Annotated in this window: 9 protein-coding genes and 3 pseudogenes; 1 reads left to right on the forward strand and 11 read right to left on the reverse strand. The window is 63.1% G+C overall.

Going from position 1 to position 14,984, the window contains the following annotated elements; genetic code table 11:
- Positions 1-5: 5 nt before the first annotated feature.
- Complete coding sequence (gene panC / locus ACZ1G0_RS13530) at positions 6-845, reverse strand: pantoate--beta-alanine ligase (protein WP_472737420.1); 840 nt, start codon at positions 843-845, stop codon at positions 6-8.
- A 136-nt stretch (positions 846-981) separates the two neighbouring features.
- On the opposite strand from panC, the gene ACZ1G0_RS13535 reads away from it, so the two are divergent.
- Entirely contained in the window at positions 982-3,489 is a 2,508-nt protein-coding gene (locus ACZ1G0_RS13535) for a GcvT family protein (protein WP_472737421.1), read from the forward strand.
- Positions 3,490-3,579: 90 nt separating this feature from the next.
- On the opposite strand, the gene ACZ1G0_RS13540 is transcribed toward ACZ1G0_RS13535, so the two are convergent.
- From ACZ1G0_RS13540 to xdhA, 10 genes and pseudogenes are all read right to left on the reverse strand, one after another.
- A complete protein-coding gene (locus ACZ1G0_RS13540; protein WP_472737422.1) occupies positions 3,580-4,233 on the reverse strand; it encodes a DUF938 domain-containing protein in 654 nt (217 codons plus the stop codon).
- Complete coding sequence (locus ACZ1G0_RS13545) at positions 4,230-5,303, reverse strand: NAD(P)/FAD-dependent oxidoreductase (RefSeq protein WP_472737423.1); 1,074 nt, start codon at positions 5,301-5,303, stop codon at positions 4,230-4,232. Before ACZ1G0_RS13545 ends, ACZ1G0_RS13540 begins: the two co-directional genes overlap by 4 nt.
- A 174-nt stretch (positions 5,304-5,477) precedes the next feature.
- Entirely contained in the window at positions 5,478-6,575 is a 1,098-nt protein-coding gene (locus ACZ1G0_RS13550) for a BMP family ABC transporter substrate-binding protein (protein ID WP_472737424.1), read from the reverse strand.
- Positions 6,576-6,597: 22 nt separating this feature from the next.
- Complete coding sequence (locus ACZ1G0_RS13555) at positions 6,598-7,530, reverse strand: ABC transporter permease (protein WP_472737425.1); 933 nt, start codon at positions 7,528-7,530, stop codon at positions 6,598-6,600.
- On the reverse strand, positions 7,530-7,784 hold the full coding sequence (locus ACZ1G0_RS13560) for a hypothetical protein (RefSeq protein WP_472737426.1): 255 nt from the start codon (positions 7,782-7,784) through the stop codon (positions 7,530-7,532). The genes ACZ1G0_RS13555 and ACZ1G0_RS13560 overlap by 1 nt, the downstream gene beginning before the upstream one ends.
- Positions 7,781-8,856, reverse strand: a pseudogene (locus ACZ1G0_RS13565) (ABC transporter permease). The gene ACZ1G0_RS13560 and the pseudogene ACZ1G0_RS13565 overlap by 4 nt, the downstream one beginning before the upstream one ends.
- On the reverse strand, positions 8,853-10,367 hold the full coding sequence (locus ACZ1G0_RS13570) for an ABC transporter ATP-binding protein (RefSeq protein ID WP_472737427.1): 1,515 nt from the start codon (positions 10,365-10,367) through the stop codon (positions 8,853-8,855). The pseudogene ACZ1G0_RS13565 and the gene ACZ1G0_RS13570 overlap by 4 nt, the downstream one beginning before the upstream one ends.
- The gene (gene xdhC / locus ACZ1G0_RS13575) at positions 10,364-11,128 is read right to left on the reverse strand and encodes a xanthine dehydrogenase accessory protein XdhC (protein ID WP_472737428.1); all 765 of its coding nucleotides are present in this window, start codon (positions 11,126-11,128) and stop codon (positions 10,364-10,366) included. The genes ACZ1G0_RS13570 and xdhC overlap by 4 nt, the downstream gene beginning before the upstream one ends.
- Positions 11,121-13,428, reverse strand: a pseudogene (gene xdhB / locus ACZ1G0_RS13580) (xanthine dehydrogenase molybdopterin binding subunit). Before xdhB ends, xdhC begins: the two are co-directional and overlap by 8 nt.
- A pseudogene (gene xdhA / locus ACZ1G0_RS13585) lies at positions 13,425-14,809 on the reverse strand (xanthine dehydrogenase small subunit). The pseudogenes xdhB and xdhA overlap by 4 nt, the downstream one beginning before the upstream one ends.
- Positions 14,810-14,984 lie beyond the last annotated feature (175 nt).

Here is a 14,984-nt window from a genome sequence, read left to right on the forward strand (position 1 = left end):
CCGCCCTACGGATGCAGCACCGCATTGTCGATCAGCAGCACATCACCGAATTCGGCCGCGAGCAACAGAACCGCCGGAGCGGTCAAGCGACGGTCAGGCACAGGATTCAGGGTTTGGGCACAGCGTAAATCGAGACTGGCAAGCTGCGCGCGGGGTTCAGTGGCAATCACGGCGCGCACCTCACGCCGGATGCGCCGAGGCGATGCACCTTTGGTGGCCAAGCCTTGGGCATGGACGAGGGCCTGTGACAACACGACAGCGGCCTCGCGATCTTCGTGGGACAGGCGCAAGTTGCGGGACGACAAGGCCAAGCAGTCACGTTCTCGGACCGTTGGGTGGGCGATGATGTCCACGCCCATGTCAAGGTCCGCAACCATCTGTCGGATCACGGCCGCCTGCTGAAAGTCCTTTTCCCCGAACCACGCCGCATCGGGCCGCACCAGATTGAACAGCTTGGTCACCACGGTCGCGACACCGCGAAAATGGCCCGGACGCAGGGCACCCATCAACATACCCGCAAGCCGCGGCGTTTCCACGTAGGTGTCGCCTGCATCCCCGTACATCTCGGCCGCGTCAGGGACAAACACGAGATCCACCCCCGCCGCGCGCAGCTGCGCGAGGTCGGCCTGCAGCAGATCGGGGTACTTCGCCAGATCGTCTGGGTTTCCAAACTGGAGCGGGTTGACGAAGATCGACGCCACGACACTGTCGCAAGCACTGCGGGCATCCCCCACAAGGGCCATATGCCCCGCATGCAGCGCCCCCATTGTCGGCACAAACCCCACTCGCCCGGGCAAGGTGGCGCGGGCAGACCGCACATCGGCTTTGGTTCTCACAATCTTCATGCCCGCGCCCTACCGGACCAAACGCGCCCGGTCCATGCGACAGGTCGCAATCGCGCTGATTTGCGTCGGGTGGGTTAGGCGCTCACCGCCCAGATCGGGCACAAGGGGCGCAACTATGGCTCAGGGAGTGTGCCCAATGAAAACCAATGTCAAAGCTCTGGTCGTCGGTGGCGGCGCTGTCGGCACCTCGATCGCCTATCACTTGGCCAAGGCCGGCTGGGACGATGTGATGCTGTTGGAACGGGACGAGCTGACCTCGGGGTCCACATGGCATGCGGCGGGGCTGCTGCCATTGTTCAACATGTCCTATGCCACGACTCACATCCACAAATACTCCGTCGATTTCTACAAGACGCTGGAGGAAGAAACGGGCCTGAACGCAGGGTTCGCAGTGGTGGGCAATCTGCGCATGGCGCAGACGGACGCGCGGATGGATGAGTATATGCTCTATGCCTCAACGGCCGAGACCTGCGATGTCCCCTATCAGTGGATGACGCCCGACGAGATCAAGGAACGTTGGCCCCTGATCGAAACCTCGGACCTGAAGGGCGCACTGTATCACCACACGGACGGCTACATTAATCCCGCCGATGTGACCCAGGCCATGGCCAAAGGGGCCCGCCAACGCGGCGTGATGATCGAACGCAAATGGCAGGCGGACGCCTTCGAATGGAACGGCACCCACTGGGAGGTCACCTGTACCAAGATGGTGGAAAAAGGCGGCAACCTTGTGCCCAGCGACGAACAGATCGTCATCACCGCCGAACATGTCGTGACCGCATCCGGCAACCACGCGCAACGCACCGCCAAGATGCTGGGTATCAAAATGCCCGCGATCCCTGTGGAGCACCAATTCATCGTCATGGACCAAGACCCCGCACTGGTCGAGTTCCGCAAGAACGGCGGCCCGGAACATCCCGTGGTGCGCGACGCCGACGCGCAATCCTACGTGCGCGAAGAACGCGGCGGTTGGATTTTGGGCGTCTATGAAAAGGGCGCCCCAGCGGTGTTCGAACATGGCGTACCGGACAGTTTCCGCGCGGACCTCTTCCCCCTTGATCTGGAACGGATCGAAGATCAATACATGGCCATGATCCACCGCATCCCCTCGTGCGAGGAAAGCGGCCTGAAAGACGATTTCAATGGCCCCATCTGCTACACTCCCGATGGCAATCCGCTGGTGGGTCCCGCCCCGGGCCTGCGCAACATGTGGCTGGCCGAGGGGTTCAGCTTTGGCATCACCGCCGCAGGTGGCACGGGCTACTACCTTGCGCAGATGATGGTGGATGGCGAGGCCGCGATCGACATGGCTGCCCTCGATCCCAAACGCTATGACGAGACGTGGATGACCACGGAATACGCCGCCCGCAAGAATGAAGAATGTTACGACCACGTCTACATCCTGCACCACCCGGACGAAGAACGCCCCGCCTGCCGACCCCTGCGCACAACGCCTGCCTATGACATGCAAAAGGCCGAAGGCGCGCAGTTTGGCTGTGTAAATGGATGGGAACGGCCCAACTACTACGGCCCCAAGGACGCCCATGACAATTTCGACCATGACAGCCGGTCGTTCCGGCGCGGGGCATGGTGGCAGTATGCGAGGGCAGAGGCGGAGGCCGTGCGCAAAACCGCAGGTCTGATTGATGCCAGCGCCTTTACCAAGCACGAGGTAAAGGGCCCGGGCGCCACGGCCTTCCTGGATCACTTCACCTGCAACAAACTGCCCAAAGTTGGACGGATCAACCTGACCTACGCCTTGACCGAGGCCGGCACGACACGCACGGAATACACGATCGTGCGCCTGTCTGAGGACAGCTATTACCTTGTGTCCGCAGGCGCTTGGTCCGCCTACGATCGGGATTTCCTGAAGAAGTCTGCCGAGACCTTCATGGCCAACGGCGGCGGTTATGTGGCCATCAGTGATGTGACCACCCAATACGGCGTATTTGCCATCGCCGGCCCCAAATCCCGCGACATCCTGAACGAATTGGTCGTGGACGGGGACCCCGAAACGGTGCTGTCGAACAAGCGCTTTCCGTGGCTGTCCATGCGCCATATCGAGCTGAAGATGTGCCCCACCATGGCGATCCGCGTGGCCTACACCGGCGAGCTGGGGTGGGAACTGCACCACCCCATCGAGATGTCCCGCTACCTTTGGCAACAATTGACCGAAGCAGGCGCCAAACACGGCATGAAGCTGGTGGGTGCGCGAGCACAAAACTGGCTGCGTCAGGAAAAGAGCTACCGCGCGTTTGGTACGGAACTGGGCCGCGACGCGACCCCACTAGAGGCCGGTTTGGACCGGTTTGTGGACCTGTCCAAAGACTTCCACGGCAAGACCGCGATGGAAGCGACGGGCATGCGGGTCAAATGCGTCACCTTCCTGATCGACGGGCCGGACGACGCCGACCCCTGGGGCCGCGAGGCGCTGTATCACGGCGATACCAAGGTTGGGCGGCTCACCTCCGGCGGCTACTCCGTGGCGTTTGGTAAGCAGATCGGGATGGGCTATGTGCCACCAGAGTTGGCGGAGCCCGGCACGAAACTGCATGTGCGCATGTTTAATCAGCTATGGGGCGCAGTTGTCACCGAAGACAGCCCCTATGACCCAGCCAACGCCGCGATCCGCGTGAACGGCTAGGCTTTTTTAGGCTCCAAATACCTCGGGGGCGTTTGAGGGGCAGCGCCCCCTCATCCAAAACATAGCGTGCGGCGCAGCCGCTCCGTTAGGTCAAACCACGTCCGGTTTGCGGGCAACCAGCATCACGTTGTTGGCGGGCATCGAATGGGTCGTGACCCGCAATTGCAGCGCCTCCAACACACTGGCCACTAGCCCCAGGTCTTTGTAGCCTATGGCCGGGTCCTGCGACCGCAGGCTGGCGTCAAAGGCGGCATCACCCTCGGACGTAGGCTCCCCATCCCGCAAGAACGGACCATAGACCGCAAACATGCCACCGGAGGCAAGGGCACGCGCCGCCTCGTCTAACAGTACAGCCATCTCTGCGTCAGAAATCAGATGCAGCAGGTTGACCAAGACAACACCGTCCCAAACCCCGACCTGTGCCGCCCAACCGGGCGCGCAGGCATCCAGCCTTTGCACAGGCAAAAGATTGCTGTGCCCGGCCTCGGCGGTCCAAGTCTGGATCGACAGGATACGGTCCATATCGGCCTCGGTTGGCTGCCACTGCACCGACGGAAAGGCTCCCGCGTGGGCAACGATATGTTCTCCGGTGCCCGACGCGATCTCCAGCACTCGGCCAGAGGCAGGCAAATATTTCGCCAACACCTGCTGAATGGGAGCAAGGTTTCGCGCCGCTGACGGAGCAGTCATCTTGGCGCCATCGGCGCGGGCCGCACTGTCGGGTAAGTTCAATTTGCGGGTCATAGGAACCGTCCGGGATCAAGGGCTGCAACAATGTCTTGTGGGAGCGTTGGGGGGCGTCCGCCCACCAGATCAGCCACGAGGGCAGAGGATGCCGGTGCAGTCTGAAATCCGTAGCCACCCTGCCCGGCCACCCAGACAAAGCTGGCATCATCACGGGCCGGACCGAGGGCCAACCGGCGGTCTGGCGTAAATGTGCGCAGACCTGCCCACGAGTGATCCACCCGGGTCACAGGTGCCGTCACCATCTGCTCGTACCGCGCGATCCCTTCCGCAAGCACCATGTCATCGGCCCAAGCGTCATGGGGGGCGACCGGGTCTTCCTCCGCCGGAGAAACCAGCCAAGCCCCGGCATCGGGCTTGGCATACCACGTCTCGCCCGCGCCAATCACCATGGGCCAACCCGTGACATCATGGCCACCGGGCGCAGGCATCCGTGCCATGGACCGGCGCAGGGGCGTCAGGCCCAAGGGCGCGATCCCGGCCATACCTGCGATCTCATCTGCCCACGCCCCCGCAGCATTCACCAGATAACGCGCCGTAATGACCGCCGCATCGCTTGTCACTTGCCAACCGCCGGGCACCTTTTCGATCCCAGTCACCTTGCGTCCGCTTTGCGTCTCTCCCCCGTTTTTGCGGATCGTGCGTGCCGCATCCTGAACCATCCGTTCCGTGTCCAGATCCCAAGCATCCTTGTGGTGTCCCGCCATGGCCACTGTATCCACATTCAGGATCGGGAAAAGGGACTGCGCCTCCGCGCCGCTCAAGGGCTCTAACCCGTAGGTGGCAATATCCTGCGCCATCTCGGCCCGTTGATCCGTATCGGCCAAAAACAGCAACCCCCGGTCCGAGGTATAGCCGCCCGCGTGGTGCGCCTCGGCGCTCGCTTCGTTCAATGCGATTGTTTCCGGCAGGCCGTACTTGGCCTCGAACAAGGCCGCCGACCGCCCGGACGCGTGATAGGCCAAAGCTGGTTCAGTTTCCCACAAGGCCACACGACCCAAGGTCGACAAGGCCGCACCGACACTAGCGCCGGCAATGCCACCACCAATCACAAGAAAATCAGTATCCATAGTCGGACGGTGGCAGAGTGCCGGGAATGCCGCAAGTTTACAACAGATTGGCATTGTTTCATTCCCAGCAACGCGATGCCTTATATGTGCCCTCTTTGAACTGCGGCGACACCCGGTGTCTCAACGCAAAAGGCCCGCCGTTTCTGGCGGGCCTTCGTCGCGTATGGTCTACGCTTAGTTGGGGATTTCGGCTGTGATGCCTTCGACGTAGAAATCCATGGTCAGCAGTTGTGCGTCCGTGGCAACCTCACCCTCGGCCAAAAAGACAGACCCATCGGCCTTGTTGATCGGGCCGGTGAAGGGGTGGTATTCACCCGCAGTGATGGCAGCGATCATAGCGTTGGCTTCGGCCTGCACATCGGCGGGCACGGCATCGTTCATCTCACCGATGACCACTTCGCCTTCGGGCATACCGCCCCAGCTGTCCATTTGCTCGTAGGTGCCGTCGATCAGCTGGCCCACGCGCTTGATATAGTAGGGAGACCAATCGTCGATGATCGACGCCACGCGAGGGCCGGGGGTGCCGTCGTCGTTGGTCATGAAGGCCGCCATGTCAGACGCTTGGCCAAAGCCCCAAGCGGTGCCACCTTCTTTGGCGATTTCAGCCAAAGGCGCGGTGGAGTCGGTATGGGCGGTGATCACGTCAACGCCTTGGTCCAGCATGGCGCGGGCGGCGTCAGCTTCCTTGGCGGGGTCGAACCATGTGTAGGCCCAGGTCACCACCAACTCTACGTCCGGGTTCACCTTTTTGGCGTGCAGGTAGTAGGCGTTGATGCCCATGATCACTTCGGGGATCGGGAAGGATGCGATGTAACCGATCTTGTTCGTCTCGGTCATGCTGCCCGCGATGTGGCCCACAACGGCCCGGCCCTCGTAAAAGCGCGAATTGTAGGTGGTCACATTGGGGTGCAGGCGCTTGTAGCCCGTCGCATGCTCGAACTTCACGTCTGGGAACTGGGCCGCAACCTCGTTGGTCTGATCCATGTAGCCGAAGGACGTGGTAAAAATGATGTCCGCACCAGACAGCGCCATCTGCTGCATCACGCGGGCGGCATCCGGACCCTCGGGCACGCTTTCCTGAAAGATCGTCTCGACCTGATCGCCGAACTCGGCCTCGACGGCCAGACGGCCTTGGTCGTGTTGATACGTCCAGCCGCCATCGCCGACGGGGCCAACATAGACAAAGCCGACCTTCAACGGGTCTTCAGCATGGGCCGCAAAGCCGAGTGTGGCAGCCAGCGTAGCAGCGCCGAGCAGTTTGGTGAGTTTCATGGACTTCCCCCTGATTGTGCCCCTAACTTGAGGCGTGAAATGGTTTGCCAAGATCGGCAGGCGCATTGTGCGACACCCGGCGGCGATCGGCGGATATGATAACAAGCACCAGTATGGTGATGACATAAGGCGACATCGACAAGACCTCCACCGAGATTGTCGCCCCGGCTGCTTGCAGATTAAGCTGCAAAACCGTGATGCCGCCAAAAAGATAGGCACCAAGGATGATGCGCATAGGTTTCCAGCTGGCAAACACGACAATGGCAAGGGCGATCCAGCCCGCCCCGGCAGTCATGCCCTCGGTCCAGCTGGGCACGCGCACCAGCGACAGGTAGGCCCCGCCCAAACCGGCGCAGGCCCCACCAAATGCAATAGCCAACAGACGGACCCGCACCACGTTGTAGCCAAGGGCATGGGCGGCCTCGTGGCTTTCGCCCACGGCCCGCAAGATCAAGCCACCGCGCGTGAATTTCAAAAACGCCCAGACCCCCGCCACAATCCCCAGCGAAATGTAGACCATGGGGTCATGCCCAAACAGGATAGGACCCACGACTGGCAAATCCGTCAGCGGTCCAAAGTCCATTTTCGGCAGGCCCGGCGCGCGGATACCCACGTAGGATTGGCCGATCAGGGCCGACAGTCCAAGGCCGAACAAAGTCAGCGCAAGGCCCGTGGCCACTTGGTTCGTCAGCAAGAACTGGGTCAAACAGCCGAACAACAGCGCCAAGATTGCCCCGCCAAGGGCCGCCGCGACGAACCCCACAACGGGCGAGCCGACCTCAACGGCGATGATAAAACCACAGACCGCGCCCATGATCATCATCCCCTCGACGCCAAGGTTCAGGACCCCGGACTTTTCGACCACCAACTCGCCAATGGCAGCCAACAGAATGGGGGTGGCAGCGACCATCAGCGATGCCACCAGCAGGACCCAATTGATTGATGACAGGTCCATCACAGCATCCTCGCCAGCAGGTTCACAAGGCTCCACCCGATCACGCCGCCAAGGCTGGCGCTTTGCACCATATGGATGCCGGGGGTGTAGTTGTCTTCGTCCCAACCGGTTTTCAGCACGACCCAAGCCATCATGGACGCCAGCGCACATAGGAACAGTATGCCGATCCAAGGCAGGACGGTCGCGTCCAGATACCAGACTAGCGCACCGAACAGGGCGGCAAGGCCCATGGTTTGCCACCGCCCCAATGTCATGCGCGCCCCCAGCGGAACCGATAGTTCGTCAACACATCCACTCCCAGCAAAAAGAACAACAACATCCCCTGAAAGGCTTGGATGGCCGCTGTGGGGATCGATAACATGAAGGATGCCAACTCTCCGCCGATGTAGGTCAGCGCCATCAGCAACCCTGCCAGCAAGATACCAACCGGGTGCAATCGGCCGAGGAAAGCAACGATGATGGCAGTGAACCCGTAGCCCACATTGAAGTCGATGCTGATTTGCCCAGCAGGGCCCGACACCTCGAACAACCCGGCCAAACCTGCCAGCGCGCCCGAGACGCCAAGGCAGAACAGGATCAGCCGCGCAGGGTTCACCCCGCGAACCTCGCCGCGCGGGGGGCCGATCCGGCCAGACGCACGTTGAAGCCCATGATATGCCGCGCGAACATCACGTACCCCAGGATCACCGCGATGATCGCCGCAACCACGCCCCAATGGGCGCCGGTACCGGCAATCAACTCGGGGTTCGACGCAGCATCCCACTGGGACAGGTTGCGTGATCCCGGAAAGCCCGCACCGTCAGGGTTTTTCAACCACCCCACGGCCGCCGAGGCGAGGATGTTTTCCGCAACATAGACCAGCATCAGGGACACAAGGATTTCGTTCGTGCCAAACTTTACCTTCAACAGCCCCGGGATCATCGCCCAGGCCCAGCCTCCGAAGGCCCCGGCCAGAACCATGGCGGGGAAGATCAGGACGGACTCGGACGGATAGAACATCAGCCCGACAGCAGCCCCGATCACCGCGCCCATGATGTATTGCCCCTCTGCCCCGATGTTCCAGATGCCTGCGCGGAACCCGATGGACAGGCCAACGGCGATCAGGATCAACGGCCCCGCTTTGACCAAAAGTTGCGGTCGCGAAAAGGCTGCGAATTGTTCATTGAACAGGGGGTCCCAGAAGATCGTCCGCAGCGCCTCCAAAGGGTCCTTGCCCAGCAGGGCAAACATGATCCCCCCCGCGACCAGCGTCAGCAGCACGGCAACCGGCGGGGCGGCATAGGTCCACAGGCGCGAGGGCGAGGGGCGTTTTTCCAGCCGGATCATTCTGCCGCCTCCATCCCGTGGGCACCGCCCAGCATCAACCCGATCCTCTCCATTGTCAGGCCAGCGGTGGGCACCTCGGCGGACAGGCGGCCCTCGTTCAGGGCGGCAAAGCGGTCGGTGATTTCGATCAACTCGTCCAAATCCTGACTGATGACGATGACGCCCGCACCCTGCCCCGCAAGGTCTAACAACGCCTGCCGGATCGCCGCCGCCGCCGAGGCGTCAACACCCCACGTGGGCTGATTGACCACCAGCACCTCGGGCCGTTGTAGAACTTCGCGCCCAATGACGAACTTTTGCAGATTACCGCCCGACAGGGCGCGGGCCGCGACCCAAGGGCCGGGGGTGCGCACGTCGAACTTTTTGATCACAGTCTCGGCAAAACCCTTGGCCTTGCCCCAATCCATAAACCCACGCGACACCATCCCCTCTCGCCCGGCGGCGGTGAGGGCCCCGTTTTCGGTCAAGCTCATGTCAGGGGCGGCGGCATGGCCCAGGCGTTCCTCGGGTGCACACAGCAGGCCCAAGGCACGGCGCGCGCGCGGCCCCAAGGGGCCAACGTCTTGGCCATCAAAAGCAATCGTTCCGGTGGGCGCCAGCCGTTCGCCGCTCAGGGCGGCCAACAGTTCGTCCTGACCATTACCCGCAACGCCGCCGATGCCCAGCACCTCGCCCCGCCTCAAGTTGAGCGATACGTCACGCAGGTTGGTGCCAAAGGCCGCCGCCGACGTCAGCGACAGGCCAGACACCTGCAACACAGTATCACCCGGCGCATGGGCGGCGGCCTTTGGCGCGGCGAGCGTTTGGCCCACCATCAGTTCCGCCAACTCCGATGCAGATTTCTCGGACGGGGTGCAACGCGCGACCACTTTGCCGTGGCGCAGGATCGTGGCGGCGTCACACAGCGACCGGATCTCTTCCAGCTTGTGACTGATGTACAGGATCGCTGTCCCTTCGGCACTCAGGGTGCGCAGGGTCTTGAACAGGATGTCGACCTCTTGCGGGGTCAGCACGCTGGTGGGTTCGTCCATGATCAACAGGCTGGGGTCTTGCAGCAAACAGCGGATGATCTCGACCCGCTGCCGTTCGCCCGCGGACAACTCGCCCACCAGCCGGAAAGGGTCCAGCGGCAGGCCGTAGGTCTCGCTGACCTCACGGATGCGCGCGGCAAGCTGGCTGGCCTTGGGCGGGTTTTCCATGCCTAGGGCTACGTTTTCAGCGACGCTCAAGGCCTCAAATAGGGAAAAGTGCTGGAACACCATGGCCACGCCAGAGGCACGGGCCGCGCGGGGCTCTGACGGCATGAAAGGCGCACCGCGCAGGGTCATGGAGCCCGCATCTGGCTTGACCAAGCCATAGATCATCTTGACCAGCGTGGACTTGCCCGCACCGTTTTCGCCGAGCAGGGCGTGCACCTCGCCCGGTTGGATCGCAAAGGACACGTCGTCATTTGCAACAACGCCGGGGTAAGCCTTGGTCAGCCCGTGAAGATCAAGCAGTGGTGCAGTCATGTGCCCCCGAAACTTGGCATCGACGCCGAATCTTTCGGCACTTGCCTATCAAGTAGCCGTGCCGCAACGCCAATCGCAATGGCTTGGGGGTGTTTGCCAAGTCCGGGATCACCGATTGGGCAGTCAATGCGCGAAATTTGAGCATCTGAATGCCCCATCTGACCCAGCCGCTTGCGGAACCTTGCCCACTTGGTGGCCGATCCGATCAGACCGCAGGTCCCGAACCCATGGCGCAAAAGCGCATCGCACAGGGCAAGGTCGATGTCGTGAGAGTATGTCAGGATGAAATGCCGCGCATCAGCAGGCGCATGGCGCACGGCGCGGGGCATGTCGGTGGCAACCAAAGGCGCCACTCTGGGCGGTAATGGATTGGGCAGGCGGGCGGGCGCGTCGTCGATCAGGGTCACCTGGTGGTTTTCAAAGGGCGCAAGGGTCGCGGCAATCGCGCGCCCCACATGGCCCGCGCCCCAGATCCAGATCGGGGGATCGGTCGGCTCTGGCCCCAACGCACCGGCCACAAAATCCAGCGTCACGCTGCCCCCACAACACTGACCAAGGTCCGGGCCTAGGGGAAAGGTCCGCTGCATCTGCGCGCGCCCCTCGGCCAGCATCCCGCGGGCGAGGCGCATCGCCTCATACTCCAACGCGCCGCCCCCGATCGTGCCGCGCAACCCGGCTGCGCTGACCCACATGGTGGCACCAGCCTCGCGGGGGGCAGACCCCTGCGTGGCTGTCACAGTGACGGCAATCTCCTCAGCCACGGGCACGCTCGATTGCCGCCAACAAGGCCTCTGGCGTGGCGGGGGCCTGCAAATTGGGCGGGTTCGGGCCAGCAGCCGCGCAGGCTTGGGTCAGGGCAGACAAGGCGCTGATGCCAAGCATGAAGGGCGGCTCCCCAACGGCTTTGGACCTATAGATGGTGTCGGCGTGATTGGCCCCATCCCAAAGCCCTACGTTGAACACTTCGGGCGTGTCACCGGTCGCGGGGATTTTGTAGGTCGAGGGCGCATGGGTCCGCAGCACGCCGCGATCATCCCAGACCAGCTCTTCCATCGTCAGCCATCCCGCCCCCTGCACGTAGCCCCCTTCGATCTGTCCGATATCGAGCGCGGGGTTCAGGCTGCGGCCCACATCGTGCAGGATGTCCGCACGCAGAATGCGGTTCTCGCCGGTCAGGGTGTCCACGACCACTTCGGTGACCGCCGCCCCATAGGCAAAATAGAAGAACGGCTTGCCCTGCCCAGCCTCGCGGTCCCACGCGATGGAGGGCGTCTTGTAGAACCCTGTTGCGGACAGGGGAACGCGGGCCAAGTAGGCCTCGGCCACCACGTCCGCAAAAGGGCGGGCCACACCGTTGGCGATCACATGCCCACCCTCGAACCTCGCCGCCTCGTCGCCCAGATGCGCAGCAATCGCGGCCTTGATCTTGTCGCAGGCGACCGCCACGGCCATCCCGTTCAGGTCCGACCCGGACGAGGCCGCTGTGGCCGAGGTGTTTGGCACTTTGCCCGTGTCCGTCGCCGTGATCTTGACCGCACCCGTCTCAAGCCCGAACCGATCCGCCGCGACTTGAGCGACCTTTTGAAATAGCCCCTGCCCCATCTCGGTCCCACCGTGGTTCAGATGGATGGACCCGTCTTGGTAGATATGCACCAATGCGCCAGCTTGGTTCAGATGGGTCAAAGTGAACGAGATCCCGAACTTCACCGGCGTCAGGGCGATCCCGCGTTTCAGGATCGGATGGGCAGCATTCCACTCCGCCACGCGCTGCTTGCGCGCGACGTACTCCGACTGCTCGGCCAATTGTTCCACCAACTGGGGCAGAATGAACCCCTCCACGACCTGACCATAGGGCGTGGTGTCCCGCTTCTTTGGGCCAGAAATACCCTCGGGGGAGGCCGCAAGGCCGGGGGCATCGCCCCTCGCATCGTAGAAGTTCGCGCGCCGCACGTCCAGCGGGTCGCGCCCCAAGGCGTAGGCGATCTCATCCATCACCCGCTCAATCCCGACCATCCCCTGAGGGCCACCAAACCCGCGAAACGCCGTGGCGCTTTGCAGGTTGGTGCGCAACCGCCAGCTGCTGATCTCGACCGCGGGCAGAAAGTACGCATTGTCGGAATGCAGCATCGCCCGGTCCGCCACCGGCAGGCTCAGGTCCTGCGCCCAGCCACACCGCACGTAGTGGCCGAACCGGATACCCTCTATCCGACCCTCGGCGTCAAAGCCCACGTCATAGGTGATCCGAAAATCGTGACGCTTGCCGGTGATGGTGAAATCATCGTCGCGGTCATAGCGCATCTTGGCAGGCCGCCCGGTGCGCGCGGCCACCAGTGCGCAAGCGATGGCCAACGCGTTGCCTTGGCTTTCCTTACCGCCAAACCCGCCGCCCATGCGGCGTACCTCCACCCGAACCGCGTGCATGGGCACGTGCAATGCATGGGCCACCTTGTGCTGGATCTCCGTCGGGTGCTGGGTGGAGGATTGGATGACCATGTCCCCCCTCTTGCGGCAGGGCGAGAGCCGCTTGGCCCTCCAGATAGAAATGCTCCTGCCCGCCGACCTCGAATGTGCCGTCCAAGCGGTAGGGTGCGGCGGCCAGCGCACCGCTCACGTCGCCGCGCCCCCAAATCCGCGGGCCCCCGTCAAACCAGCTTTCCGCCTGCATGGCATCCTCGACGGTCAGGATCGCAGGTTTCTCGTCGATCTCTACCACTGCCAACCGTGCGGCCGCCCGCGCCGCGCGATGGGACGTGGCCGCCACAAGGAACAAGGGTTGGCCTGCGTAGTGCACCTGCCCCTTGGCCAGCAAAGGTTCGTCGTGCACAGAAGGGGAGCAGTCGGGCATTGTGTCCAAATCGTCTGGCCCGATCACCGCGACCACGCCGGGTGCGGCCCGGACCGCAGACAGTTCCAACGAACGCAGGTCCCCGTGGGCCACTTGCGACACCCCGAAGGCCAAGTGCAGGGCGTTCGCGGGCAGGGGAATATCATCCACGTAGCGCGCCGCCCCGCTCACATGCAAAGGCGCTGCGTCGTGGGGCATCGGTTTACCGGCGGTCATGGGCGCACCCCCTGAATATCGGTGACGGTGCCCTGATAATCGGCCCAGACGCGGCGCAGCATGTTGGCCGCGGTCTGCGCACGATAGGCGTCCGAGGCGCGCATGTCAGAAATCGGGCTGTAGTCCTCGGCCAACTTTGCAGCGGCGGCGTCCACGGTGGCTTCGGTCCAAGGCTGATGCAGCAGCGCGGCTTCGGTCGCCGTGGCGCGCTTGGGCGTCGCCGCCATGCCTCCAAACGCAATGCGGGCCCGGGTGACTTGGCCGTCGGACACAGCAATGTTGAAGGCCCCGCATAACGCAGAGATATCTTGGTCGAACCGCTTGGACAGCTTGTAAACCCTCAGGGTGTCGGGCTGTTTCGGGATGGTCAGGCCTTCGACGAATTCGCCCGGCGCGCGGTCTTGCTTGCCGTAGTCGATAAAGAACGCCTCAAGTGGCAGGGTGCGGCGGGCATCCCGGTGGCGCAGGGTCACTGTCGCGCCAAGGGCGATCAGCGCGGGGGGCCGTCGCCGATGGGCGAGCCGTTGGCCACGTTTCCCCCGATGGTTGCCGCATTACGCACCTGTTCGGAGCCATATCGGCGCAACATCTCTGCAAAGCTGGGATGACGGTCTTGCACCGCCGCGCGCAGGGCCGCGACCGTGACACCGGCGCCAACGTGCAAAGCGTCGTCGGTTTCAGTGATCTGTTGCAATTCGGTACAGGCCCCAAGGAAGGCCACCGTGCCTAGATCGCGAAACTGCTTGGTGACCCACAGACCCACATCCGTCGCCCCTGCCACAAGGGTCGCGTCCGGGTTGTCTGCATACCACTGCGCGAGGTCATCCGCCGTTTTGGGTTGCACCCAAGCTGGGGGCTCTGCCCCCGGCCTTGCGGCCTCCCCCGAGGGTATTTGGGGAACAATGAGGTGGGGCGGCGGAGCCTTGGTCTCGATCGCTTTCGCCGCGCGCAGGATGGGCGCGTATCCGGTGCAGCGGCACAGATTGCCCGCAAGTTGGTCCGCGTGATCCGTGGCCCCGTTGAGGTGCGCTGTCGCCATGGAAACGACAAAGCCCGGGGTGCAGAACCCACACTGACTGCCGTGGTGTTGAACCATGGCGGTTTGTGCCGGGTGCGGGGTGCCGTCAGGCGCGGTCAGCCCCTCGACCGTGGTGACAGATTTGCCGTTCAGTTGCGGCAGGAACAGGATGCAAGCGTTCAGCGCGCGATGCTGGCCGTCACTGACCATGACCGTGCAGGCCCCGCAGTCGCCCTCGTTGCATCCTTCCTTGGTGCCGGTCAGGCCGCGTTCTTCGCGCAGCCAATCCAGCAGGGTGCGCGTCGGGTCATCGACCGTCAGGCGCACCGCGTCTCCGTTCAGTAGAAACGTGATCTGTGTCATATCATCAAGGCCGCGGTACCCAAGGGTTGCCCCCTCTCGCGGTCGATGCGGCGTAGAGCGCGGGGGTGGCAAAGAGTAAAGCGGGTGAAGGCGGACTTGGCAACCCTTGCCCACGCACAGGAAACGCGCTGCACAAGATTTGACCCCTTTTCGGGATGGCTTGCACCACATAGTG

Source organism: Thalassobacter sp. HA4-2 (genome assembly GCF_055693705.1).

Excerpts from the sequence above, each read along its gene's own strand:
- panC (WP_472737420.1), bottom strand. The coding sequence starts at position 845 with ATGAAGATTGTGAGAACCAAAGCCGATGTGCGGTCTGCCCGCGCCACC.
- ACZ1G0_RS13535 (WP_472737421.1), top strand. The coding sequence starts at position 982 with ATGAAAACCAATGTCAAAGCTCTGGTCGTCGGTGGCGGCGCTGTCGGC.
- ACZ1G0_RS13540 (WP_472737422.1), bottom strand. The coding sequence starts at position 4,233 with ATGACCCGCAAATTGAACTTACCCGACAGTGCGGCCCGCGCCGATGGC.
- ACZ1G0_RS13545 (WP_472737423.1), bottom strand. The coding sequence starts at position 5,303 with ATGGATACTGATTTTCTTGTGATTGGTGGTGGCATTGCCGGCGCTAGT.
- ACZ1G0_RS13550 (WP_472737424.1), bottom strand. The coding sequence starts at position 6,575 with ATGAAACTCACCAAACTGCTCGGCGCTGCTACGCTGGCTGCCACACTC.
- ACZ1G0_RS13555 (WP_472737425.1), bottom strand. The coding sequence starts at position 7,530 with ATGGACCTGTCATCAATCAATTGGGTCCTGCTGGTGGCATCGCTGATG.
- ACZ1G0_RS13560 (WP_472737426.1), bottom strand. The coding sequence starts at position 7,784 with ATGACATTGGGGCGGTGGCAAACCATGGGCCTTGCCGCCCTGTTCGGT.
- ACZ1G0_RS13570 (WP_472737427.1), bottom strand. The coding sequence starts at position 10,367 with ATGACTGCACCACTGCTTGATCTTCACGGGCTGACCAAGGCTTACCCC.